General features: G+C 52.4%; 23 protein-coding genes and 4 tRNA genes. 12 read left to right on the top strand and 15 right to left on the bottom strand.

The window, feature by feature from the left end; genetic code table 11:
- Window positions 1–570 precede the first annotated feature (570 nt).
- The 6 genes from A9165_RS00230 (at window position 571) to A9165_RS00205 (ending at window position 7,518) form a co-directional block, all read left to right on the top strand.
- Window positions 571–1,863 (top strand): PqiA/YebS family transporter subunit, encoded by a 1,293-nt coding sequence (locus A9165_RS00230; RefSeq protein ID WP_065954531.1) that lies wholly within the window; start codon window positions 571–573, stop codon window positions 1,861–1,863.
- Window positions 1,860–3,530, top strand: coding sequence for an intermembrane transport protein PqiB (pqiB, locus tag A9165_RS00225; protein WP_008607298.1), 1,671 nt, complete (start codon window positions 1,860–1,862; stop codon window positions 3,528–3,530). The genes A9165_RS00230 and pqiB overlap by 4 nt, the downstream gene beginning before the upstream one ends.
- Window positions 3,527–4,078: a membrane integrity-associated transporter subunit PqiC gene (locus A9165_RS00220; protein WP_008607299.1), complete on the top strand. Its 552-nt coding sequence runs from the start codon at window positions 3,527–3,529 to the stop codon at window positions 4,076–4,078. The genes pqiB and A9165_RS00220 overlap by 4 nt, the downstream gene beginning before the upstream one ends.
- A 234-nt stretch (window positions 4,079–4,312) precedes the next feature.
- The gene (locus A9165_RS00215) at window positions 4,313–4,555 is read left to right on the top strand and encodes an oxaloacetate decarboxylase subunit gamma (protein WP_008607300.1); all 243 of its coding nucleotides are present in this window, start codon (window positions 4,313–4,315) and stop codon (window positions 4,553–4,555) included.
- Window positions 4,556–4,575: 20 nt separating this feature from the next.
- A complete protein-coding gene (oadA, locus tag A9165_RS00210) occupies window positions 4,576–6,363 on the top strand; it encodes a sodium-extruding oxaloacetate decarboxylase subunit alpha (RefSeq protein ID WP_065954530.1) in 1,788 nt (595 codons plus the stop codon).
- 24 nt (window positions 6,364–6,387) lie between these two features.
- Window positions 6,388–7,518, top strand: coding sequence for a sodium ion-translocating decarboxylase subunit beta (locus tag A9165_RS00205; protein ID WP_008607302.1), 1,131 nt, complete (start codon window positions 6,388–6,390; stop codon window positions 7,516–7,518).
- 171 nt (window positions 7,519–7,689) lie between these two features.
- Here the strand turns inward: A9165_RS00205 and A9165_RS00200 are convergent, their stop codons facing one another.
- A complete protein-coding gene (locus tag A9165_RS00200) occupies window positions 7,690–9,060 on the bottom strand; it encodes a peptidoglycan DD-metalloendopeptidase family protein (protein WP_065954529.1) in 1,371 nt (456 codons plus the stop codon).
- Between the two features lie 149 nt (window positions 9,061–9,209).
- On the opposite strand from A9165_RS00200, the gene tyrS reads away from it, so the two are divergent.
- The 4 genes from tyrS to A9165_RS00180 all read left to right on the top strand — a co-directional run bounded on the left by tyrS (window position 9,210) and on the right by A9165_RS00180 (window position 14,037).
- Entirely contained in the window at window positions 9,210–10,421 is a 1,212-nt protein-coding gene (gene tyrS / locus A9165_RS00195; protein ID WP_065954528.1) for a tyrosine--tRNA ligase, read from the top strand.
- Window positions 10,422–10,542: 121 nt separating this feature from the next.
- On the top strand, window positions 10,543–12,156 hold the full coding sequence (gene pbp4b / locus A9165_RS00190) for a penicillin binding protein PBP4B (RefSeq protein ID WP_065954622.1): 1,614 nt from the start codon (window positions 10,543–10,545) through the stop codon (window positions 12,154–12,156).
- An 11-nt stretch (window positions 12,157–12,167) separates the two neighbouring features.
- Window positions 12,168–13,883 (top strand): potassium/proton antiporter, encoded by a 1,716-nt coding sequence (locus A9165_RS00185; RefSeq protein ID WP_008607306.1) that lies wholly within the window; start codon window positions 12,168–12,170, stop codon window positions 13,881–13,883.
- Complete coding sequence (locus A9165_RS00180; protein ID WP_008951333.1) at window positions 13,822–14,037, top strand: hypothetical protein; 216 nt, start codon at window positions 13,822–13,824, stop codon at window positions 14,035–14,037. Before A9165_RS00185 ends, A9165_RS00180 begins: the two co-directional genes overlap by 62 nt.
- 24 nt (window positions 14,038–14,061) lie before the next feature.
- Here the strand turns inward: A9165_RS00180 and A9165_RS00175 are convergent, their stop codons facing one another.
- Complete coding sequence (locus A9165_RS00175) at window positions 14,062–14,964, bottom strand: AEC family transporter (protein ID WP_008607307.1); 903 nt, start codon at window positions 14,962–14,964, stop codon at window positions 14,062–14,064.
- Window positions 14,965–14,967: 3 nt separating this feature from the next.
- Window positions 14,968–15,243 (bottom strand): GIY-YIG nuclease family protein, encoded by a 276-nt coding sequence (locus tag A9165_RS00170; RefSeq protein WP_065954527.1) that lies wholly within the window; start codon window positions 15,241–15,243, stop codon window positions 14,968–14,970.
- An 80-nt stretch (window positions 15,244–15,323) separates the two neighbouring features.
- Between A9165_RS00170 and A9165_RS00165 the strand changes: the two genes are divergently transcribed.
- Entirely contained in the window at window positions 15,324–16,598 is a 1,275-nt protein-coding gene (locus tag A9165_RS00165) for a DEAD/DEAH box helicase (protein ID WP_065954526.1), read from the top strand.
- Between the two features lie 18 nt (window positions 16,599–16,616).
- Here the strand turns inward: A9165_RS00165 and A9165_RS00160 are convergent, their stop codons facing one another.
- The 5 genes from A9165_RS00160 to aguB all read right to left on the bottom strand — a co-directional run bounded on the left by A9165_RS00160 (window position 16,617) and on the right by aguB (window position 19,541).
- Window positions 16,617–16,961: a hypothetical protein gene (locus tag A9165_RS00160; protein ID WP_065954525.1), complete on the bottom strand. Its 345-nt coding sequence runs from the start codon at window positions 16,959–16,961 to the stop codon at window positions 16,617–16,619.
- Window positions 16,954–17,172 (bottom strand): type II toxin-antitoxin system prevent-host-death family antitoxin, encoded by a 219-nt coding sequence (locus tag A9165_RS00155; protein ID WP_008607312.1) that lies wholly within the window; start codon window positions 17,170–17,172, stop codon window positions 16,954–16,956. Before A9165_RS00155 ends, A9165_RS00160 begins: the two co-directional genes overlap by 8 nt.
- A gap of 73 nt (window positions 17,173–17,245) precedes the next feature.
- A complete protein-coding gene (gene ppiC, locus A9165_RS00150; protein WP_008607313.1) occupies window positions 17,246–17,524 on the bottom strand; it encodes a peptidylprolyl isomerase PpiC in 279 nt (92 codons plus the stop codon).
- Between the two features lie 17 nt (window positions 17,525–17,541).
- Complete coding sequence (aguA, locus tag A9165_RS00145) at window positions 17,542–18,654, bottom strand: agmatine deiminase (RefSeq protein WP_065954524.1); 1,113 nt, start codon at window positions 18,652–18,654, stop codon at window positions 17,542–17,544.
- The gene (gene aguB, locus A9165_RS00140) at window positions 18,651–19,541 is read right to left on the bottom strand and encodes an N-carbamoylputrescine amidase (RefSeq protein ID WP_176714584.1); all 891 of its coding nucleotides are present in this window, start codon (window positions 19,539–19,541) and stop codon (window positions 18,651–18,653) included. The genes aguA and aguB overlap by 4 nt, the downstream gene beginning before the upstream one ends.
- 266 nt (window positions 19,542–19,807) lie before the next feature.
- Here aguB and A9165_RS00135 point away from each other — a divergent pair, with 266 nt between their 5' ends.
- Complete coding sequence (locus A9165_RS00135; RefSeq protein WP_008951340.1) at window positions 19,808–20,986, top strand: FAD-dependent oxidoreductase; 1,179 nt, start codon at window positions 19,808–19,810, stop codon at window positions 20,984–20,986.
- 905 nt (window positions 20,987–21,891) lie between these two features.
- On the opposite strand, the gene A9165_RS00130 is transcribed toward A9165_RS00135, so the two are convergent.
- The 7 genes from A9165_RS00130 to A9165_RS00100 all read right to left on the bottom strand — a co-directional run bounded on the left by A9165_RS00130 (window position 21,892) and on the right by A9165_RS00100 (window position 24,803).
- A tRNA-Gln gene (locus A9165_RS00130) sits at window positions 21,892–21,966 on the bottom strand.
- A gap of 19 nt (window positions 21,967–21,985) precedes the next feature.
- Window positions 21,986–22,060: transfer RNA gene (locus tag A9165_RS00125), tRNA-Gln, on the bottom strand.
- A 27-nt stretch (window positions 22,061–22,087) separates the two neighbouring features.
- Window positions 22,088–22,172, bottom strand: a tRNA-Leu gene (locus A9165_RS00120).
- 19 nt (window positions 22,173–22,191) lie between these two features.
- Window positions 22,192–22,268, bottom strand: a tRNA-Met gene (locus A9165_RS00115).
- A 206-nt stretch (window positions 22,269–22,474) separates the two neighbouring features.
- On the bottom strand, window positions 22,475–23,566 hold the full coding sequence (gene ychF, locus A9165_RS00110; RefSeq protein WP_008607321.1) for a redox-regulated ATPase YchF: 1,092 nt from the start codon (window positions 23,564–23,566) through the stop codon (window positions 22,475–22,477).
- 32 nt (window positions 23,567–23,598) lie between these two features.
- Window positions 23,599–24,201, bottom strand: coding sequence for an aminoacyl-tRNA hydrolase (gene pth, locus A9165_RS00105; protein ID WP_008607322.1), 603 nt, complete (start codon window positions 24,199–24,201; stop codon window positions 23,599–23,601).
- Entirely contained in the window at window positions 24,201–24,803 is a 603-nt protein-coding gene (locus A9165_RS00100) for a 50S ribosomal protein L25/general stress protein Ctc (protein WP_008951341.1), read from the bottom strand. Before A9165_RS00100 ends, pth begins: the two co-directional genes overlap by 1 nt.

Raw genomic sequence — 24,803 nt, 5'->3', positions numbered from 1 at the left:
TTCCAACCAGATGATAAGCATTTGCAGCGTCAAGACCAGCGCAACGCCCTTAGCTGGGTAGTAATTTTCTCCACCGGCTTCAAGGATCACATCCCTGTGCCCTTTCAGCCTCCGCAGCATCCCTGCTGCTGTTACGAAAATTCTACCGCAACTAAGGGCTTAAATAGCATCTGTTAGGCGTCACGAAAAACATCTTAGAACACAGCAGATATAAAACGAGGTGGAAAGCATTCCGTGCACTTTGTAAGGGACTGTATTTTTCAGGGATGAAAAATGACACAAATTTGCCGGGAGCAAATTTGAACAGCTTTAGCTGGCCCGTAGGGCAAACTTCAGGATGAAGTTTGTAACCGCACGGGGATGTATTCACAGCGTGTCCCGTCAAAGTTGTACGGAATGATTACCGCCGGATGCGCTGACCAAGACGCTGCAGAGTCGGAATATGAACATGCGGTGGATTATCTAAGATGCTCTGTCAGAAGAGACTTCAACACCACCACCTATTCCTCCCCCCTGCTGAAATATGCTATAAATGGCATACTTAGCGCGACTTTCTAGCCCGGAAACCCCGTGTCCTTCAGCCAGAGCCTGACCATCAACGATGATATTGACGCCGCTGCCCCGGAGCAACAGGGCGAGTTGGTGCTTTGCCGGCATTGCGACCTGTTACAGTGGCTACCTCCACTACAGGAAGGCGAACAAGCCCATTGCCAGCGCTGTGATCATCAGCTGGATGTGCGGCAGGTGCAACCGATATTAAGACCGGTGCTGTATGCGGCGTCCGCGCTGTTTATGTTATTGCTGGCCAACCTGTTTCCCTTTATCAGTATGGGCGTGGCCGGTAATCGCAGTGAAATGCATTTCTTCGACACCTCAGCCGTGCTTTTTACCGAATACCATCAAAGTCTGGCCATTCTGGTGTGGTTATTTATTCAGGCCGTGCCGGCTTTCTGCATGGCGGCGGTGATCTATCTGAAGCTGGGCATGCTGTACCGGCTACCGGCGCGGATCTGGGTGGCGCGGGTGCTCTTTATGCTCAAGCCCTGGAGTATGGTTGATATCTTTTTAATGGGTCTGCTGATTAGCTTTGTCAAACTGGTCGCCAACGCAGATATTTCGCTTGGTTTAAGTTTTTGGGCATTCTGTATTTTTTGTTTACTGCACTTGCGGACCTTTCAGGTGATCGACCGCCATGAAATGTGGTCCCGCCTGGCCCTGGCACCTAAGGTGCCAGTGACGGCGGAGGCAGGCAAAACCGGCTTATCACAACAGCTTAAGCTTTGCCCCTGTTGCACGGCTATAGTGCCGCTGGCACAACAGCATTGTCCGCGCTGCCATACCCGGGTTTATCCGCGGGTACCGGCCAGTTTACAGAAAACCCTGGCGCTGCTGGTGACGGCCGCCGTTTTGTATATCCCTGCCAATTTGCTGCCCATTATGCGTACGGTGTCCTTTGGTAATGTCACCGACTCCACTATTATCAGTGGCTTTTTATTAATGTGGCAGGATGGCGAGTATCCGGTGGCGCTGGTGATCCTGCTGGCCAGTGTGGTGGTGCCGATCGCCAAGATCCTGATCATGTTCTGGCTCTGTTACCTGGTGCTGGCACCGGTGGCGGTGCGCAGTAAACTGACTACCCGCATTTATTTACTGGTGGATTGGGTCGGGCGTTGGTCAATGGTCGACGTGTTAGTGGTCGCCATACTGGCGGCTCTGGTGCGCTTTGGCTTGTTAATGAGTGTTTACCCAGGTGTCGGGGCCTTGGTTTTTGCTGCAGTGGTGATAATTACTATGCTGGCAGCGATCAGTTTTGATCCGCGCTTGCTGTGGGATCAGCCAGCGCGAACAGGAGAGCAGGTGTGACAGAAACGCAAAATACGGCAAAAGTAAAACCGATCCGGCAGTGGTCGCCGATCTGGGTGGTGCCCATCGCCGCGGTGTTGATCGGACTGTGGATGCTTTATAACCATCAGCAGCAACAGGGCGATATGTTGTTACTGATAGCTGAAGACGCTGAGGGCATCGTTGCCGGGAAAACCCAGATCAAAAACCGCAGTGTCGATGTCGGGCAGGTGGTATCGGTTGAGCTAAGTAAGGATCTGACTCAGGTCATGATCAAAGCCCGGATGAAACCTAATGTAACGCCACTATTGAATGAGGGCTCACAGTTCTGGGTGGTGAAGCCACAAATTGGCCGTGGCGGCATCACCGGCCTGAATACCTTGTTGTCGGGTGCCTATATCGAATTACAGCCCGGTGATTCACCGCGGGTGGTACTAACCCATCCGTTATTGAATACGCCGCCGGTGGCACCGGCAGATGCGCCCGGGATCCGGGTACAGCTGAAAACCGCCGATACCCGTGGGCTGGCAGTTGGCGATCCGGTGTTATACCGTGGCTACGAGGTCGGTACTGTTGAGAGTAGCCTGTTTGATCTGGCAGAGCGCAGCACCCGCTATCAGCTGTATATCCGCCAGCCCTATGATGCGCTGGTCACTGAAAACGTGCGCTTTTGGTTAAGTAGCGGTATTGCGATTGATTTGTCCGCAGAAGGCCTGTCGGTCGATGTCGGCTCTGCGGCCACTATTTTAAGTGGCGGAGTCAGCTTTGACTTGATGGATGGCTGGCCAGCCGGAGCCGCTGCCGCCAATGGCAGTGAATTTCAGTTATTCCCGGATCGGCAGAGTATTCAGGAAGGGATGTATAACCAGTTTGTTGAATACATCGTCTTTTTTGACGAATCAGTGCGGGGCCTGAAAGCCGGGGCGCCGGTGGAATACCGTGGCGTGCGGGTTGGTACTGTAGCCAGTGTGCCGTTTTTCTTTGCCATGGAAAAGCCGTTTGAGGTGTCTTTAAATCAGGGGGTGCCGGTACTGATCCGGATTGAAGCCGGTCGCCTGTACGAGAACCTGACGTTGCAGCAACTGGGCGTTGAGTTGCAACAGGCGGTCGATCGTGGCCTGCATGCGATGCTGAAAACCGGCAATCTGCTGACCGGTGCCCTCTACGTTGATTTAGATATTAACAATGAATTACTGGCTGATAGCAAACAGCAGCAGCTTTATCAGGAGCAGGTGGCCCTGAGTAAACAAGCCGGTTATCCCAGCTTGCCGGCTGCGCGCAGCGGTCTGAGCAATATCGAGCAGAAAGTCCTGTTGGCGCTGGATAAAATTAACAATCTTGAGCTGGAACAATTCTTAACTCAGGGTCAGCAAACCCTGGCGGCGACCGAGCAACTGCTTAGCAGCAGCGAACAGCTGTTACAGAGCGTGCAGAGCTTTATCACCCAACCTGAGCTACAACAACTGCCAGCCAATCTGGAGCAGAGTTTACAGCAGTTACAACAAGCCCTGAGCGGGGTCAGCCCGGGGTCTGCCGCCTATGAGCGGGCGGACAGTAACTTACAGATGCTGGAGCAAACCTTACGCGAGTTGCAGCCGGTATTGAAAATGCTGAATCAACAAAGTAACGCCTTACTGATTAATGCCAGTGAGCAAGCCGATCCGCAACCGAGGAAAGCCAAGCCATGAGAACCCTGCTAGTTAGTTTCAGTTTGCTGCTGGCCGCCTGTAGCAGCCAGCCGGTGCAGATTGCCTATTATCAGCTGGCGCCCTTACCAGCAGTAACGGCAACAGTGCAGCCCCTGCCGGCATTGCAGATCCAGCCGCTTAGGGTGGCGTCTTATTTGAATGGCAGTGGTTTGGTGTTGCAGCAGTCGGCGGTCGAGTATCAGATCGCCCGGCAGCATCTGTGGGCGGATGCGTTGCAACAGCAAATGCAGCGGCAACTTACCCAATATCTGTTGTTAGCCTTGCCACAGCAACCACTTGCCACAGGGTCAACTCCGGCGCCGCGGCAGTTATGGCTGGAAATCGATCGCTTTAACGCTGATGCGGCTGGCCAGGCAGTACTCAGTGGTCGTTATCGTTTAAGCAGCGCAGAGCGTGAACATTATCAGCCGTTTGAATATCAGGTCGCGCTGAATGCCGATGGTTATCCGGCGATGGTGGCCGCACTTAGTGAGGCCTGGCAGCAGTTATTACAGGATTTAGCGTCAAAACTTAAAGCCGGTGTTTAACCGGCTTTATTTTTAGTGTTGTTGTGTTTTGTGCTGTGGTTATTGTTCCGGCGGAAAATTTGCCTTTTCACAATAAAACGTATAGATGTCTGGAAATATAAACGGCTTTGGCTTGATTGTTAAGCGGCAATCGTATAGAAATATCAATAGTAGTTATAAGGCTAATTTATTATCGGTGATGGCGGTTCTGCGTCATACTGAAAGCAGAATGGGAAAATAGTGCAGGATTTACCTATGGTTGCAGATTTACTCGCGGAAGCGGCAGGCCTGATGCTGATTGGCATGATCGCGGTTTTTACCTTCTTATGTTTACTGGTACTGCTGCTGAAGCTGATGAGTTACAGCATCCAGCGCTTCTTCCCGGTGAAAGTGGCTGACAAGGTCACCCGGGTTGAACAGTCGGCCAGTGATGGCGTCTCACCTGCGGTGGTAGCAGCCATTAGCGCTGCTGTGCATCAATATCGTCAACAACAATAACGGACCAAGAGGATAATGGCATGACGAAGCCTTTACTATTAACAGAACTGGTGCTGCGTGATGCACATCAATCTTTACTGGCCACCCGCATGCGGTTGGAAGATATGCTGCCGATCGCCAGCAAACTGGATCAAGTCGGCTACTGGTCTGTTGAATCCTGGGGCGGCGCCACCTTTGATGCCTGTATCCGTTATCTGGGTGAAGATCCCTGGCATCGTATCCGTGAATTAAAGAAGGCGATGCCAAATACCCGCCAGCAGATGCTACTGCGTGGACAAAATCTGTTGGGGTACCGGCATTACGCCGATGATGTGGTGACCCGCTTTGTGGAGCGTGCGCATGAGAACGGTGTGGATGTGTTCCGGATCTTTGATGCGATGAATGATATCCGCAATTTGCAAACTGCGGTGCAGGCCGCACTGAAAGTCGGCGCTCACGCCCAGGGTACCATCTCCTACACCGTTAGCCCGGTTCATACTGTTGATATGTGGGTTGATATGGCGCGGCAGCTGGAAGATATGGGCTGTGATTCGATCTGTATTAAAGATATGGCTGGCCTGTTAAAACCCTATGACTGTGAAGAGCTGGTTACCCGGATCAAAGAATCGGTCAAGATCCCCCTGGCGATGCAATGCCACGCCACCACTGGCTTAAGTACGGCGACCTATCAAAAGGCGGTGGACGCCGGTATTGATATGCTCGACACCGCAATCTCGTCCATGAGTATGACCTATGGCCACAGCGCCACTGAAACCCTGGTTGCCATTACCGAAGGCACTGAGCGCGATACCGGTCTGAATATGGAATTATTGGCGGAAATCGCTGCCTACTTCCGCGATGTCAGAACCAAATATGCGCAGTTTGAGGGCTCGCTCAAAGGCGTCGATGCTCGTATTTTGTTGGCGCAGGTGCCAGGTGGCATGCTGACCAATATGGAAAGTCAGCTCAAAGAGCAGGGCGCACTGGAAAAGCTGGATGCGGTATTAAAGGAGATCCCGCGGGTACGCGAAGATCTGGGGTATATCCCGCTGGTGACACCCACCTCACAAATCGTTGGTACTCAGGCCGTATTGAATGTGCTGACCGGCGAGCGCTATAAGAGCATTACCAAAGAAACCGCTGGTGTACTAAAAGGCGAATATGGTGCGACGCCAGCACCGGTAAATACGGAGCTGCAGCAAAAAGTGCTGGCGGGTGGTAAGGCCATTACCTGCAGGCCGGCCGATGTGTTAACGCCAGAGTTGGATAAACTTACCGCCGAACTGACTGAACTGGCCAAGAGCGAGCAAATTGATTTAGCTGCGGCGCAAATTGATGATGTGTTGACCTATGCGCTGTTCCCGCAAGTTGGCCTGAAATTCCTGAAAAATCGTAATAATCCCGCCGCCTTTGAACCTGCGCCACAAGCTGCCAGCAGTAAGGCTGCCGCGGCGCCGGCGGTAAAAGCTGCGCCTGCTGCCGTTCAGGGCCCGGCCAGCTACAGCGTGCGGGTTGATGGCAAGGTGTATGAAGTGGAAGTGGCACCCAGTGGCGAGCTGAGCAGTATCAAACCAGTGGTTTCTGAGAATATCCCGGGCAGTGCTTCGGTTACCGGTAGCACCACCTTAAATGCGCCCTTGGCCGGTAATATCTGGAAAGTCGTTACCAAAGCCGGTGCCGCGGTAAAACGTGGCGACGTGGTGATCATTATGGAAGCGATGAAGATGGAGACGGAAGTGCGGGCAGTAGCCGATGGTGTGGTAGCGAAAATTCATGTTGCTGCCGGAGATGCCGTGTCAAACGGCGATGTGCTGATCAGTTTTGACTAGGACAGCGTTAAGTAAGGATCGGAAATGGAAGCTTTGCAAACGCTGGTTGCCTCAACCGGCCTGGTGAATTTTAGCGCCGGCCAGGTGGTGATGATGCTGGTGGGTTTGATTTTGCTGTATCTGGCGATCGCCAAAGGCTTTGAACCGCTGTTATTAGTGCCTATTGGTTTTGGCGCTATCCTGACCAATATTCCGCTAGCCGGCATGGGTGAGCCTGGTGGCATCCTCTATCTGTTTTATGAAATGGGGATTGCCTCTGGCTTGTTTCCACTGCTGATCTTTCTGGGCGTAGGCGCTATGACCGACTTTGGCGCCCTGATTGCCAATCCGCGAACCATGTTTCTCGGCGCCGCCGCCCAGTTTGGCATCTTTGCCACCCTGTTTGGCGCCATCGCACTGAATTGGGTGCCGGGTTTAAGCTTTACCCTGAAAGAGGCCTCAGCTATCGCCATTATCGGCGGTGCTGACGGGCCAACGGCGATCTTTCTGGCCTCGCGGCTGGCGCCGGATCTATTGGGGGCTATTGCTGTAGCTGCCTATTCCTATATGGCACTGGTGCCGCTGATCCAGCCGCCTATTATGCGGGCCCTGACTACAGTAGAGGAGCGGAAGATCCAGATGACCCAGCTGCGGGTTGTCAGTAAGCGCGAGAAAATTGTGTTCCCGCTGTTACTGCTGATCCTGACCATTTTATTGTTACCCACCGCAGCACCGTTAGTCGGGATGTTCTGTTTGGGCAACCTGATGAAAGAATGTGGTGTGGTCGACCGGCTCAGCAAAACGGCGCAAAACGAGCTGATTAATATTGTCACCATCTTCCTTGGTCTGGCAGTTGGCTCACGCTTAAGTGCGGACAAGTTCCTGACCACGCAAACTCTGGGGATCCTGGTGCTGGGCATGGTGGCCTTTGCTATCGGTACTGCCGCTGGCGTATTGATGGCCAAGCTGATGAATAAGGTTTCCAAACAGCCGATTAATCCGCTGATTGGTTCTGCCGGCGTGTCAGCTGTGCCGATGGCGGCCAGGGTATCGAATAAACTGGGGCTGGAAGCCGACCCGCATAACTTCCTGTTAATGCACGCCATGGGACCCAATGTGGCCGGCGTCATAGGCTCTGCGGTCGCCGCCGGTATTTTGCTGGCGCTGGTAGGTTAATCCGCCCAGTCTCATTGCTGAGTCATCTCGCATCAAACCAACAGCCCCGTTCCGGGGCTGTTGGTTTTTTACCTGGTGAGCATTTTAGGTTTTCTATTGCGCCAAGCCTTACCTGGCTGCGATGTCCTGACAGCCTGACATTATCAAATGTATACTGCTGTCAGGTGATAATCAGGGTGCTGTTTGTATGCTGTCCGCTGTCTGGCGGGCTGCCAGATATTGTTGCTGCTGCTCGGCTAACTGGCTTAGCAGTCGGGTCGCATTCTGGCTAAATTGCTGCTTCGCCTGGCCGGTTAACGGTGTGGCCTGAGGTAACTTTACGGTACGCGGGTTGCGGTGCACCCCATCAACAATAAACTCATAATGCAGGTGGGCACCGGTAACCCGGCCGGTGGCACCTAAACGGCCAATGGTTTGGCCCTGGCGCACCCGTTGTCCGCTTTTCACGTCACGGCGTGACAAATGCAGATACTTGGTCACGATATTATTCGAGTGCTGAATAAACACATAGTGGCCGTTAAGCTCATTATAGGCCGAGTGCGTAACCCGGCCATCGCCGGCCGCCATAATGGGCGTGCCGACAGGCGCCACATAGTCAGTACCATTATGGGCCCGCACTGTACCTAATACCGGATGTAAACGGCGTGGATTAAAGTTGGAGCTGACATACTGGAAACTGACCGGTGCGCGTAAAAACGCCTGGCGCATACTCTGGCCATCCGGTTTGTAGTAGTTACCATCGGTATGCAGTACGGCCTGATAATGCTGTCCCTGATTGGTAAATTCCGCGGCCAGGATGGTGCCGCTCCCCAGCGGTTCGCCGTCGAGGAATTCTGCTTTTAACAACACGGCAAAATGATCGCCGGCGCGCAGATCCAGCGCAAAGTCAATGTCCCAGCCAAAGATCCCGGCCAGTTGCATAATCTGGCCTTCTGATAAACCCGCCGCTAATCCGGCCTGCCAGAAACTGTGACGAATTTCACCGGCCAGAAACTGTTGCTGCCGTTCGACCGGTTTACTGACTTCGTTGGCAACAAAGCTGCCATCGGGTTGGCGACTGATCTCCAGGCTTTGCAGCCGGTTGATGGCATAGCGTAGTTGCTGTAATTCACCAGTCTGATCCAGGCCGAATTCCAGTTGCTCGCCCGGAAATAAGCGGGTCAGGGTACGGGTTTGCCGGCCCAGATCGAGAATTTGTTGCATGCTTTGCTGGCTGGCACCGGCTTTACGGAACAAGGCCGATAAAATATCGCCGGATTGTACTGTTACGGTTTGCCAGTTTAACGCTGGTGCGGTGTTTTCGGGCTCGTTGGGCTCAGAGATAGCTGTTGCATTGCTGGCTGTAGTTGCATTAGCCGCGGTTGGTGCCTGGGCGCGCTGCACACTATCCCACTGTAATTTAATCACCGCATCCGGTGTATCACTATTACGAGATGCCGATGCCTGCTCTGACGGGATCAACAAGATCAGGGCCAGTAAGACAGAAACCACAAGGATCAACAGACGGTGACGGGACGGAAGTTGTGAGACCAGTTGTTGCATCGGAAAACCCCCGCTTGCTGAAAATGCACAAAAACCGAGCATAAACCCTTTTTTTCGGTGATACCAGACTTTTCTGCGTTTCGCCATGGCGGAACATCAGCTAGAATGGCTGTTCTATGAGCGAAAAAGCAAGATTGCAGGAGTATAAAATGGCCGATTGGGCACAGGCATTAGCAGAGCTGAAACGCGGTTGCGAAGAAATTCTGCTGGAAGAAGAGCTAATTGCCAAATTAAAAGAAGGCAAGCCGCTGAAGATCAAGGCCGGCTTTGATCCTACGGCTCCTGATTTGCATTTAGGCCATACGGTACTGATTAATAAATTGCGGACTTTCCAGCAGTTGGGCCATGAGGTGATTTTCCTGATCGGTGACTTTACCGGCATGATTGGTGATCCAAGCGGTAAAAACGTGACCCGCAAGCCGCTAAGCCGCGAGGATGTGCTGGCAAACGCCGAAACCTACAAAGAACAAGTGTTTAAAATTCTTGATCCGGCGAAAACCCGGGTTGCCTTTAACTCGCAGTGGATGGGCGAGTTGGGTGCAGCTGGCATGATTAAGCTGGCGTCACGTCAGACGGTAGCGCGGATGCTGGAGCGCGACGATTTTAAAAAGCGCTTTGCTAACAACCAGTCGATCTCGATCCACGAGTTCCTCTATCCGCTGGTACAGGGCTGGGACTCAGTAGCATTAGCAGCCGATGTCGAGATGGGCGGTACCGATCAGCGTTTTAACCTGCTAATGGGCCGTGAGCTGCAAAAAGAAGAAGGTATGCGGCCGCAAACCGTGATGATGGTGCCATTACTGGAAGGTCTGGACGGCGTGCAGAAGATGTCCAAGTCGCTGGGCAACTATGTGGGCATTACTGATGCACCGAGCGAGATGTTTGGCAAAATTATGTCGATTTCTGACGATCTGATGTGGCGCTACTATGATTTGTTAAGCTTCCGGCCGTTAGCGGAAATCCAGCAGTTAAAGCAGGATGTGTTAGCCGGTGCCAACCCGCGCGATGTGAAGATTTTGCTGGCGAAAGAGATTATTGCCCGTTTCCATGATGAGTCGGCTGCCGAAGCGGCGCATCAGGATTTTATCCAGCGCTTTAGTAAAAATGCGTTACCGGATGATATTCCAGAGGTGGTGGTCAGCACTGACACTGCCAGTATGCCGATCGCCAATCTGTTAAAAGAAGCCGGCCTGGTCGACAGCACGTCAGAGGCGATCCGGATGATCAAGCAAGGCGCGGTTAAGTTAAACGGTGAACACAAGATTGATGATACCAAGCTGGAGATTGCTGCCGGCAGCAGTGAAATCTATCAGGTAGGAAAACGTAAGTTCGCCAAGGTTAGCTTACAAAAGGTGACCTAAGCATCTATTGCCGTCTGGCAGCTTGTGCTGCTGATATTCGCAGCAGCAAAACAGCCGGCAGTTTAACGACGCCGGCTGTTTGTTTTTTAGCGCCTGGCGCAGCAAACGTAAAGGGAGTGTTATGTTACGAGCAGTGATCTTTGCCGTCTGGGCGCTAGTTAGTCTGCATGCCTGTAGTCTGCTGCCGGATTATCATAGCCGGTCCTTAACTGATGCCGAGCAGCTGGTGATGGCGGGCGAGCACGGGCAACTGGTACTACAGTGGCCGGAACAACGCAGTGAACGGCTGGCGCTAAATAACAAAAGACGCTTTCTGGCTTATGCCGGTCAGGGCGAGTTATTGATCGATCTGCAACAGGCACAGGAGTTACAACTCAGGCTGAATCAACAGCTGCTGACGCTTACAGCCACAGCGCAACAGCAACGGATTGATATTTCGAAGCTAACCCGTAATGGCGAGAACCGGCTGGAGTTGGTCAGTATCAAGCCGGCCAATGCACAGGTACAAATTAGCATCCCTTATCCGACATTACGCAGCGATCTGACCTCTTATGCCACCGCCTTTAGTGCCGTTGACCAGTTAATAGAGCAGGAGATCAGGCAAGGCTTTCCCGGTGCCGTGCTAGTGGTGGTAAAAGATGGCGTCATTATTAAACACAGTGCCTATGGCTATGCCGAGCGCTACCAGGCGGACGGAACACTGCTGAGCCAGCCGCGGCTGATGCAAACCGATACGCTGTTTGATATCGCCTCTAACAGTAAAATGTATGCCACTAACTATGCGCTGATGCGCTTAGTCAGTGAGGGTAAGCTGGATGTGACTAAGCCGGTACAGTATTATCTGCCTGAGTATCAGGGCGATGGCCGCGAGCAGCGCACGGTCAGTGACCTGCTGTACCACACAGCCGGCTATGCGCCCGAGGTGCATTTTTTTCGCCCGGATAACCGGCATGGCCCGCAGTTCTATTCGTTAAATAAAGCCGATACGGAGCAGCTTATTCTGACTCAGGTCCCGTTTGCGACTGAGCGTGGCACGGCCGCAGTCTACAGTGATGTCGACTATATGCTGCTGGGGATGCTAATTGAGCGACTCAGTGGCCTGTCACTGGATCAGTATCTGCGTCAGCAGTTTTATTTACCGCTGGGGTTATCCCACACCCTGTTTAATCCGCTGCAACATGGCTTTAGCCGCGAGCAGATTGCCGCAACAGAGCTCGATGGTAACAGCCGCGGCGGTCGGGTGAGTTTTCCGGCAAATCGTCAGGGCGTTATCGTTGGCGAAGTGCATGATGAAAAAGCCTTCTATTCATTTCAGGGCGTGGCAGGCCATGCCGGTTTGTTTAGCACCGCTGAAGAACTGGCCGTGTTGATGGCGTTAAGTATACAAGGTGGTGGTTATGGCTGGCAGCAGTTTTTTACACCGGCAACCCTGGCGCAGTTTGTGGCGCCGTCACCCTATGACCATCGCTTTGGACTGGGCTGGCGCACCGCGGTGCAGGGCGACTTAGACTGGCACTTTGGTGCCTATGCCAGCGACAGTGCCTATGGTCATACCGGTTGGACCGGCACTGCGACAGTAATCGATCCGGAACAGCGATTATTGGTGGTACTACTTACCAATAAAAAGCACAGCCCAATCGTTGCCGAGGGTGACAGCTACCGTTTTAGCGGAGATAGCTTTGAAACCGGACGTTATGGCTCCATATTAACCCTTATTTATCAGGCTTTGCCGTAAAAGGACCGACTATGTTTTTGATTGACCAGCTTATTCTCGTTGCCTCTGTGCTGATTCTACTGGGTATTCTGTCCAGTAAGCTGTCGGCCCGGTTGGGTTTACCGATGCTGGTGCTGTTTTTATTAGTCGGGATGTTAGCCGGAGAGGAAGGGTTTGGCCGTTTAGCCTTTAACAATCCGCAGTTCGCGCACGCGGTCGGCACCATTGCGTTAGCCTTTATCTTGTTTGATGGGGGCTTGCAGACGCCGCTAAGTGCTGTGAAAAAAGTCTGGAAGCCAGCATCAATTCTGGCAACGTTGGGGGTTATGGTAACGGCGCTGATCACCGGTGTCGCGGCCAGTTATATTCTGCCAATCAGCTTAATGGAAGGTTTGCTGATCGGCGCTATCGTCGGTTCAACTGATGCAGCAGCGGTATTCTCACTATTACGTAATGCCGGCATTAATCTGAACGAGCGATTGAAGTCGACTCTGGAAATTGAGAGTGCCTCGAACGATCCGATGGCAATTTTCCTGACTGTCACACTACTGGAAGTGCTGGTAAATGGCTTAAAACCCGGTGTTGGCGTATTGCAGCTATTCTTTTTACAGATGGGTGGTGGCGCCCTGGTCGGCTTATTGATTGGTTATCTAACGCTGCAACTGCTGGACCGGATCCAACTGCAGGCAACCGGCTTATATCCGGTGTTAGTAGCGGCTGCCGGTTTACTATCCTTTGGTCTGGCGGCTAATCTCGGTGGTAGTGGCTTCCTGGCCATCTTTATCTGTGGTGTGATGATTGGTAATAACAAATTTGCGTTTCAGAAAACGACCTTTCTGTTCCATGATGGTTTGGCCTGGCTAAGCCAGATTATGATGTTCGTGATGTTAGGGTTACTGATTAACCCCAGCTCACTGCTGGATGTTTGGTGGCAAGGGTTACTGATCGCCGCAGTGCTAATTTTTGTCGCCCGACCATTGGCGGTATTGCCGGTGCTGAAATGGTTTGGCTTTTCACTACGGCAGATGACTCTGGTGTCCTGGGTTGGGCTGCGTGGCTCAGTACCGATTATCCTGGCGATTTTTCCACTAATGTATGGCTTGCCGGGTGCGGAACTTATTTTCAACGCGGTGTTTTTCGTGGTGTTAATTTCCGCAACCTTACAAGGCTCCACTCTGGCTTGGGTTGCTAAAAAGTTGGATTTGATTGAACCGGTAACAGCCAAGCCAGCGGCAACACTGGAAATTACCGCCTTAGGGGATGTTGACGCCGAAATTGTCGAGTACACCCTGGCAGCAGGATCGAGAGCGATCAATCGCCGCTTGTCCCGGATGGCCTTACCTGAGGGGGTGGTGGTTGCCATGATTACCCGGCAGGAGCAAATTATTCCGCCGCGAGGTTCAACGGTGCTAGAGGCTGGTGATCATCTGTTTGTGGTGCTGAAAAAAGATTATAAACCGATGCTGGAGCAAATTTTTTCTGAGCCAGGTTTTATTAACCCTGAATTACCCACTACGCTAAGGTTAAAAGGGGCGAGTCGGTTTAGTGATCTGGCTTGGTGTTATAACCTGGATTTTACGGGGCAGGATGCTGAGCTAACATTGGATGAGTATTGCCGGGAAAAACTGAGCACTGAGGTTGTGGCTGGAGCTGAGGTAATTATCGGCGCGATAAAATTAACTGTGGATGAAATTGTCGGTAACCGCATTACCACAATACGACTGGATACCCGGCTGGAAAGCGATTAAACGCCCGATAACGCATAGCGGCGAACTGGTACGCGTCGGCGGCCTGGACGAAAAGCTGGATACTGGCATTGCCATTATGCTGGATGTAGAAAAGGCGCTTGGCCTGACCGAACATATCAAAAAGCTGGAACAGCAAAAGCCGCTGGACGCCTGATAAGCAGCCGTTAGCGGCCGTACGCTAACTAAGCAACCAATACACCACCGGCAGGGTCACTAAGCCAGCCAGAATACCAAAACCGATCACGCCGCTGACTAAGCGTGGCGCCAGACCTGCCATAATGGCGATAGCGCCGGCCGAAATCATCGGCGGCATCGCCGCCTGAAAGATACTGATTTGTACCGCCAGACCTTCCTGTCCCAGCGCGCGCCAAATTAGCCAGGCACTGATTGGCATCAAAGCCAGTTTGATGCAGAGTGCGCTAATCAAAGGTGACACTTCAGCTTTACTAAAGCGGAAACTGAGCTGAAAGCCAACCGCAATCATCACCACCGGCACCAGGGTCGCGGCCAGATTATCCACCAGTGATACTGCCAGTGGCGGCAGACTAAAATCCCGGATCAGCAAGCCAACGATCAACGCAATAAAAGACGGAAAACCAATAATCTTCAGCAAAATCGCCTTGGGGGTTGGCTTAGTCATTGTTGGGCTATAGATCGCCGCCACGATAGTGACATAGGTTGCCAGCGCAATAAAGGAACCAATCTGGTCATACACCACGGCATAAGGCATGGCGGTTTGACCAAACAGCGCTTCGGTCATCGGAAAGCCAAGAAAAGAGGTATTGCCCAGCGGCAGGATCACCAGCAAAGCCCCGGTGACTTCGCGGGACCAGCCAAATAACCGGCTGAGTAGCAATACTGTGGCCACCACCACCAACAGCAGCAACCAGGGGGTGACAGCCGGGATCAACAGGGCAAAGGAGAACTCCAGCAACTTGATATTTTTCAGGATCAGCGCCGGTAATGCCACATAGAGCACATAGATATTCAGCACTAAACCACTGTTGTCCGGCATGGCGGGTAAACGGCGTAACAGCATGCCAATAAGCAAATAGGCCAATACCAGGTAAAAATTTTCCATCTTCTACTCGCTGTTGGTTAAAGGGGCAGAGCGCGAAATTAACTGTTCTTTAGCGGCTTTACTGAGTTGCTTGATTTGATACTCCGCTTTACTGGCGCTGGCGCGACAAGGGTAAGGCTGTTGATAAACCAAGGTCAGTGGGCCCTTACCGCGCAACGACTTAGCACCACCGGCTAATTCGCCCCGATGTTGGCGCAGGCGCCGTACCGGGTCGGTACTAATGCCGGTATAAAGTTGCCCTTGTGCGGTACGGATCAGATAAAGATACCAGTCGGACACGGCATCATATCTCCGGCGCCGTCGCCCTGCTATAATAGCCGGCTGACACAGCTTGACGAAAAACTAGTTCGGAATATCGCATGCAATTTCAAACCCTGGCTCTGGCAGAGCCTATTCTACGTGTTTTAGCTGAGCAGGGCTATCAGGCTGCTACGCCAGTGCAGCAGCAAGCTATCCCGCCGATCCTGAGTGGCAAAGATGTGCTGGCTGGCGCCCAAACCGGTACCGGCAAAACAGCGGCATTCACCTTACCATTGCTGCAACAACTGCTCAATGCGCCGAAAGTCTTACAACCAGCCCAAGTTAGAGTATTGGTATTAACGCCCACCCGCGAGCTGGCGCAACAGGTATTTGAAAGTGTGCAAACCTATAGCCGCTATTTGTCAGTGCGGTGTGCCGTATTTTATGGCGGGGTGTCAATCCGGCCGCAATATGACGAGGCGGAGCAAGGGCTGGATATTCTGGTCGCCACGCCGGGGCGTTTAATTGATCATCTACATCAACAGACCATTGATTTAAGTCAGCTGGAAGTGCTGGTGCTGGATGAAGCAGACCGCATGCTGGATATGGGGTTTATTGTTGATATTAAACGCATTATGGCCAAGTTGCCGGCACAGCGGCAGACCCTGCTGTTTTCGGCGACCTATTCCAAAGAGATTAAAATTCTGGCCGATGAGCTGTTAAATAAGCCGGTATTAATAGAGGTGGCCACCGCTAACGCAACTGCAGACCGCGTCACCCAACAAGTTTATCTGGTCGATCGTCATCGCAAGCGCGAATTGATTTCGCATATGATTGGCATGCAAAACTGGCCACAGGTGCTGATCTTTGTCCGCACCAAACATGGTGCCGACCGGCTGGCGAAACAACTGCAAAAAGACGGCCTGACCACAGCCGCGATCCATGGCGATAAGGCGCAGGGAGCAAGGCAACGCGCACTGGACGAATTTAAACAGGGTAAGGTGCGGATCTTAGTGGCGACCGATATCGCCGCCCGTGGTTTGGATATCAGTGAGTTACCCTATGTGGTGAACTACGATCTGCCTCAGGTGGCCGAGGACTATGTCCATCGGATTGGCCGCACCGGGCGTGCTGGTTTAAGTGGCGTAGCGGTCACGCTGGTGGGGCCGGATGAACTCGGCGCTTTGCAGGATATTGAAAAACTGACCCAGCAGGTCCTGCCAACCCAGATCGTACCGGGTTATGAGCACGACCCCAGTTTTCAGCCACCAGAAGAACAGCTGGCGCGTAAACCCGGACAGCGGCCAGGCGCACGGCAGGATGGCCCGGCGAAAAAGCAATCTGCCGGCAAGTTAAAAGCCAAGTTGCGGGCAAAAGCGCTGGGTAAAGTCTGATTTCGGTGCTGCTAAGGATTAGAGAAGCAGCGTCAGTTCATATAACAGCTTTTGCACATTTTGCCGGCTATCCATTAGCAGTAACAGCTCAAGCTGTTGCTGCTTAGCATCCACCCGATAAAACAGCAGATTATGTTTATCCAACTGCCATTGCCGGTACTCGGTTAAGCCCAGTTTGAACAAGCGTTCGCTAATTGGCGCAATCAGTGGCTGCGCGGGTAAAGTCGTGGCGATCTGCTCTTTAATACTCGCCAGTGTTTTATCCGCCAGTTCTGCGGAATACTTTTCAGTTAAAAATGCCTGCAACCGTTGGCGGGATAAGCGAAACAGTGGCGAGGCGACCAGCTTGTAGCCACTAGTCAAAGGCTTGCTCCAGCGTTAACGCCTTATCTTGTAATGATTTTTCAGAAAGTTTTAATAATTTTAATAAAGCGAGGGTATCCTGCTGGAATTGATAATCCTGATAGGACTGCACCACAAAAGCCGGCTTACCGTTTTTGGTTATCAGTAGCTCTTCCTGTAGCTCCAGTGTATTGGCATGTTCTTTCAGGTAGGTAATGGTCTCAGTTTGCATTGGCAGTCCTTTAAAAGACTTTTTTCAGACTGATTCAGCTTAGCAGAGAGTATTGCAGGCGGCAAATAGCGAGCTAACTGCGATAGAGGGTTTTGATCAAATGAAAGCCAAACTGGGTTTTAACCGGCCCTTGCACACTTAACAGCGGCCCTTTAAAGACCGCATCATCAAAGGGCTTGACCATCTGGCCTTTACGAAACTCACCGAGGTCACCGCCTTTTTTTCCAGACGGACACAATGAGTGTTGTTTTGCCAGTTTGCCAAAGTCGGCGCCTTGCTCCAGCTGCTTTTTCAGCTTTTCCGCTTGCTCGCGGCTTTTTACCAGAATATGTAAGGCGCAGGCTTTGGCCATGGTCGTTGCTCCCGCGATTAACCAGCAGGTTGCTGCTGGGTGATACAGTGAATATTACCGCCACCAAGCAGGATTTCCCGGCCTGGCACTGTCACCACCTGATGCGCCGGGAACAGCCGCTGCAGGATCTCTGCTGCGACCTGATCGTTCGGATCATCAAAGGTGGGCAGAATTAAGCCGCCATTACATAAATAGAAATTAATGTAAGAGCCGGCCAGACGGGCATTGGCTTCGCGAGGGATCGCGGCCATTGACTGATCAACAGAGGCATATTCTTCGGCTTTGGCGATAATCGGCGCCGGTACTGGCAGCTTATGCACCTTAATTTTGCGGCCTTTCGCATCGGTACTGGCTTCTAGATAGTCCAGCGCCGCCTTGCTGCGGGCATACTGTGGATCGTTCTTATCGTCAGTCCAGGCTAACAACACTTCACCGGGTTTGACAAAGCAGGCCATATTATCGACATGACCGTCAGTTTCATCATTAAAGATGCCGTCTTCCAGCCACAGCACTTTTTCAATGGCCAGATGCTCGCGCAGCACGGCTTCAATCTCTTCGCGGCTTAAATGCGGGTTGCGGTTGGCATTGAGCAAGCATTCAGCTGTGGTAAGCAGGGTGCCTTCACCATCGACATGAATAGCGCCACCCTCCAACACAAAGCCCTCGGTGCGGTAGCGCGGCAGCTGCTCAATGCCAAGAATTTTACTGGCAACCTGATCATCGCGATCCCAGGGGAAATACAGGCCGCCATTCAGGCCACCCCAGGCGTTAAAGGTCCAGTCCACGCCACGGACTTCCCCTTTGCCATTGGTAACAAAGGTCGGGCCGGTATCACGGCACCAGGCGTCATTGTTGGAAATTTCGACCACCCGGATTGGGAACTTCGTGTTGGCCTGGCTTAGCTGGGCGTAGGCATTGGCATATTGTGCCGCCGATACGCCAACCGATACCGGTTCAAAGCCGGCGATGGCTTTAATTACGGTAACAAAGGCGGCTTGTGCCGGCTTGGCACCTAAACGCCAACTGTCAGTGCGCTCCGGCCAAATCATCCAGGTTTGCTTATGCGGCGCCCACTCGGGCGGCATGCTAAAACCGTCTTGTTTTGGGGTAGAGGTTAGCGTTTGGCTCACTTGCTGTTCTCCGGGTTGATTTTGCCGTCTTTGGTCAGCAGCGTATCGTAGATATCGATGCGACGGTCACGGAATACGCCCCAGGCGCGGCGAATGGCGGCTACTTCATCTAAATCAAAGGTATGGACCAGTACTGCTTCGTCAGTTTCGTTCGCTTCCTGTACCTTGGCACCGCTGTGGTCAGCAATAAAAGAGCTGCCATAGAAGGTAATGGAGAAATCGCCCTCGGTTTCAGTACCAACGCGGTTAGATACGATCACCGGCGTTAAGTTTGCCGCCGCATGACCTTGCTGCGTGCGCTGCCAGTGATCACGTGAGCTAATAGTGGGATCATGCGGCTCGCTGCCGATAGCCGTTGGATAGAAAATCAGCTCAGCGCCCATTAAGGCCATACTACGGGCACACTCCGGGAACCACTGGTCCCAGCAAATACCGACGCCCACTTTGGCATAACGGGTATTCCAGACTTTAAAGCCGGTATCGCCCGGAGTGAAGTAGTATTTTTCGCTGTAACCCGGGCCATCCGGAATATGGCTCTTGCGGTAAATGCCCATATTGCTGCCATCGGCATCCAGCATCACCACAGTGTTATACAGGCAGTTGCCGGCACGCTCATAAATGCTGATCGGCAGCACCACTGCCAGCTCTTTAGCAATTTTGGCAAAGTGTTTTACCGCCGGGTTTTCTTCTACCGGCACGGCAAAACCTAAATACTCAGGCTTTTGCTTTTGGCAAAAATAGTTACGTTCGAACAGTTCCTGTAACAGAATGATTTGTGCGCCCTGAGCCGCCGCCTGGCGCACCAGTTTTTCCGCGCGGGCGATATTTTCTTCGACATTCCAGCCACCAATCATCTGGGTAGCAGCAACCGTTACATTACGCATCAGATCTCTCCAAGTCAGCAGTGATAAGTCCGGTCTACAGGGTACCGGCGTATATAGCCGACATCAGCTTTGCCAGCATGTCGGCTATCGCTTTGCCGCCGCGGCGTAGCCGGGCAACAGGGCGCGCAAAATGCCGCATTTTCAGTCAGCCGTCAATCTTTTTTCGGCTTATTTGATCTGGCTGTTTTGCACGCTACAAAATTGTTGTTAACCTTAGCAAAATTTTACCGGAATTACTTGCCGCAGTGCGGGAAAAGCAGGACAAAAAGATGCAAAACCTAATAACCAGCGATGTGGTGATCAGCGGCGGCGGTATGGTCGGTGCAGCCCTGGCTGTTGCACTTAGTCGCTTAGGCTTGTCGATTACCGTGTTGGAGCGCCAGGCGCCAGCGCCGTTCAATGCGCAAAGTGCGATTGATTTGCGGGTGTCGTCATTAAATCTGCGTTCCGAGCGCTGGCTGACAGCTCTCGGCGCCTGGCAAAACCTGCAGCAAATGCGGCTGTGTCCGTATCAATATTTACAGGCAGGCGAGGGCAGTGCGCAGCTGCGCTTTGCTGCCAGTGAGATTGGCGAGCGTCACCTTGGCCATATTGTCGAAAACAACCTGGTACAGCTGGCGCTGTGGCAGCAATTTGCTGAGTCAGTCACGGTACTGACTGACTGTGAAATTACTACGCTGCAGCAAGACGAGCAGGGCGTGGAGCTAACGCTGAGCGATGGTCGTGAGCTGCAGTGCCAGTTATTAATTGGTGCCGATGGTGCTCAGTCTAAAGTGCGGCAGCTGGCACGCATCGGTACGGCCGGCTGGCAATATCAGCAAGCTTGTCTGGTGGCCTATGTCGATACGCCCTATCCGCAGCAGGATATTACCTGGCAGCAGTTTTACCCCAGTGGCCCGCGCGCCTTTTTACCCTTACCCGGTGCGCAGGCGTCCTTAGTCTGGTATGACGAAGCCGCCAAAGTTAAACAATTGGCGGCGTTAAGCCCCAAAGCTTTAGAGCAGGCCTTTATTGAGGCGTTTCCGCCAGAGCTGGGCGCGATTAAGCTAAAAGGCTCAGCCTGGTTTCCGCTGGCGCGAATGCAGGCGCAGCAATATGTTAAGGGCCGGGTGGTATTAGCCGGCGATGCAGCGCATACCATTAATCCGCTGGCCGGGCAGGGGGTGAACTTGGGCTTTGCTGATGCGATGTTATTGGTTGAACAGCTGGCGGCGAATTTAAGCGCTGGCAAATCCCTCACGGATGCGGATAGTTTACAGCAGTATCAGCGGCAGCGGCGTATGCAGAATACGCTGATGATGGGGGCGATGGATGTGATTTATCAGACCTTTTGTCGGGAGTCGGCGCCGCTGTCGTTGTTGCGACAGCAGGGGCTCAGGTTAGCGGCCAAGGCAGGGATGGCGAAGCAGTTGTTAACTAAGTATGCCGTGGGGAATTCGGTGTTTTAAACCTGCTGCCTAGACGCCATAGTTTTAGATGCTGCCCGGTGCACTGAGTTAGAACCTGCGTAATGATTAGCACCAGTAGCGTTGAGGTTGGGGCAGCGCCCTTAGCTGGGTAGTAATTTTCTCCACCGGCTTCAAGGATCACATCCCTGTGCCCTTTCAGCCTCCGCAGCATCCCTGCTGCTGTTACGAAAAATCTACCGCAGCTAAGGGCTTAACAAATACCGGTGGGGCATCACGAAAATATGCTTTTGGCGGCACTATCGTGAACGAGGCGGTAAATGCAGAGTACACTTTTCTGGGGACGTCTTTGGCATGGATGCCAAAGAGGAGCCTACAGGGATGTATTCACGGCGTGCCCCAGGAAAGTTGTACGGCGCGTTTAACCGCCGGATGCACCGAGCTAGAACCTGCGTAACGATTAGCAGCAGTAGCGTTGAGATTGGGGCAGCGCCCTTAGCTGGGTAGTAATTTTCTCCACCGGCTTCAAGGATCACATCCTTGTGCCCTTTCAGCCTCCGCAGCATCCCTGCTGCTGTTACGAAAATTCTACCGCAGCTAAGGGCTTAACAAATACCGGTGGGGCATCACGAAAATATGCTTTTAGTGGCACTATCGTGAACGAGGTGGTAAATGCATAGTACACTTTGACCGGGGACGTCTTTCGCATGGATGCGAAAGAGGAGCCCCCAGGGACGGGTTCACGGCGTGCCCCGGCAAAGTTGTACGGCGCGTTTAGCCGCCGGATGCACCGCGCTAGAACCTGCGTAACGATGAGCATCAGTAGCGTTGCTCCGCTCTTGACGCTGCAAAATCTATATGTGTGCTAGTTAGCCATCGTGATGCTATGAAATTTAGCCAAACGCCAAAAAGAGAAAACCCGACACATGGTCGGGTTCTCTAAATAATGGCAGGGGCGGCTGGATTCGAACCAACGCATGGCGGGATCAAAACCCGCTGCCTTACCGCTTGGCTACGCCCCTACTGGGAATTCTGAGTTAATGGCAGGGGCGGCTGGATTCGAACCAACGCATGGCGGGATCAAAACCCGCTGCCTTACCGCTTGGCTACGCCCCTGCAGAAACTACAGCTACTTGTTTAGGATGGTGCGGAAGAAGAGACTCGAACTCTTACGCCTCGCGGCGCTGGAACCTAAATCCAGTGCGTCTACCAATTTCGCCACTTCCGCATGCATGAGAAAAGTAAAGTGGTGGCTACAGCGGGAATCGAACCTGCGACCCCAGCATTATGAGTGCTGTGCTCTAACCAGCTGAGCTATGTAGCCACGTAAACTTGTCCTAAGCAAGTGGCGCGTATTATGCTGATCTGAAGAAATAGCGTCAACCGTTTTTTTCGCATATTCCGGTTCTGTCTGCTTGTTTGCCGAATTTCTATGCAGTAGGGCTGGAATAGCGTGAAAAGCTTAGCAAAAGATGGCAAAAAGCCGGGTAAACCCGGCTCTTAATCAGTGCTTTGGTAACGAAAAAGCGCTTAGACGTTAAAACGGAAGTGCATCACATCGCCATCTTTAACAATGTAATCTTTACCTTCTAAACGCCATTTCCCGGCTTCTTTGGCACCGGCTTCACCGTTGTACTGCACGAAGTCATCGTAAGACACCACTTCCGCGCGGATAAAGCCTTTTTCAAAGTCAGTATGGATCACGCCAGCGGCTTGTGGTGCTGTGGCACCAACAGCAACAGTCCAGGCCCGTACTTCTTTCACGCCGGCCGTAAAGTAGGTGTGCAGGTTTAACAGTGAGTAACCACCGCGGATCACACGGTTCAGGCCTGGCTCTTCCAGCCCCATATCGGCCATAAACTCAGCCTTTTCTTCATCGTCCAGCTCGGCGATTTCTGATTCGATAGCGGCACAAACCGGTACTACGATGGCGCCTTCTTTGGCAGCGATGCCGCGCACTACGTCCAGATGCGGGTTATTGTCAAAACCGTCTTCCAGTACGTTGGCGATATACATGGTTGGCTTAATGGTTAAGAAGTTCATATAGGCAATCAGCGCCTTTTCTTCTTTATCCAGCTCCAGCTGACGCAGCGTTAAACCGTTTTCCAGGTGGGCTTTTACTTTTTCCAGCACTGCCAGCTCGGCTTTGGCGTCTTTATCGCCGCCTTTGGCTTTTTTCTGTACCCGTAAAATGGCACGTTCGGCACTGTCCATATCCGACAGCACCAGTTCCATATTAATGGTATCGATATCGTCGGCCGGGTCAATTTTTCCGGCAACGTGGATAATATTTTCATCGTCAAAGCAGCGCACCACATGGCCGATAGCATCGGTTTCGCGGATATTGGCCAGGAATTTATTGCCTAAACCCTCGCCTTTAGACGCGCCCTTTACCAGGCCGGCGATATCGACGAATTCCATGGTGGTGGGGATTACGCGTTGTGGGTTAACGATTTGCGCCAGTTTATCCAACCGCAGATCCGGTACCGGGACCACACCGGTGTTTGGTTCAATGGTACAGAACGGGAAGTTAGCTGCTTCGATACCAGCCTTAGTTAAGGCGTTGAATAAAGTAGATTTGCCGACGTTAGGTAAACCTACGATGCCACATTTAAAACCCATGAATGTATCCTTTAATCTGCGGTGGGGCCAGCTTAGCTGGCCTGAAAGCTGTGTAAACGGCTCTGGGCTTTTACCAGACCGTCGCGTGCCAGTATAGCAAAGCAGGCAACAGCTTCCTCTATGCTCTGGTCGATCAGTTTTTGTTCGCTTGCGGGCGCCTTACCCAGCACAAAGCCAGTAACCTGATCTTTGTGGCCCGGATGGCCGATGCCTAAGCGCAAACGATAGAAATTCGGATTATTGCCCAGTTTGCTGGTGATATCGCGCAAGCCGTTATGCCCGGCATGGCCACCGGCGAACTTGAATTTAGCACTGCCCGGCGGTAACGCCAGTTCATCATGCACTACCAGAATTTGCTCCGGCGCCAGTTTATAAAACTGTGCCATAGCTAATACGGCTTTGCCGCTTAAATTCATATAGGTAGTCGGCACCAGGAGTTTGTATTCCTGCCCGGCCAGCATAAATTTGCCGGTCAGACCAAAAAATTTGGCTTCGGGTTTCAGGTTACAGTGATAGGTGCGGGCAAGTTGTTCTACAAACCAGACACCGGCATTGTGCCGGGTGTATTGATATTCGGGGCCCGGATTACCCAGGCCCACGATTAACTGTACAGCAGGCTGAACAGTATCAGACATTACTCAGCGGCAGCGTCTTCAGCTTTACCAGCTGGCTTGTTCACAGAAACCACTGGCAGGTCATGACCTTCGCCTTTGGTTAACTGAACAAACTTAACGCCTTTTGGTGCTTTGATATCAGACAGGTGCAGGGTAACGCCTACAGCGACATCAGCCAGGTCAACTTCGATAAACTCTGGCAGATCCTGTGGTAAACAGGTGATTTCAACTTCGTTCAGACCGTGAACAACAACACCGCCTTTCTTCGCAGCAGCATCTTCGTTCAGGAAGTGAACCGGAACAGTAGTGTGCAGCTCATGGCCAGCTTCTACGCGTTGGAAGTCAACGTGCAGAATTTTTGGCTTGAACGGGTGACGTTGCATCGCTTTCACGATAGCTTTAACTTCTTCACCGCCAACGCTGATGGTCAGGATGTGAGAGTAGAAAGCTTCGAAGCTTTGTGCTTTTAACAGCTTAGCGTGATCTAAAGTGATAGACAGTGCTGGCTTATGACCACCGTAGATGATCGCTGGCACTTGGTCAGCATGACGCAGGCGGCGGCTCGCACCTTTCCCCAAGTCGTTGCGGACTTCTGCATTTAACGTGAAAATTGCATCAGACAT

Source organism: Alishewanella sp. HH-ZS (genome assembly GCF_001704375.1).
GTDB classification, from domain to species: domain Bacteria; phylum Pseudomonadota; class Gammaproteobacteria; order Enterobacterales; family Alteromonadaceae; genus Alishewanella; species Alishewanella aestuarii.
This window is presented reverse-complemented; position numbering and strand designations above follow the sequence as displayed.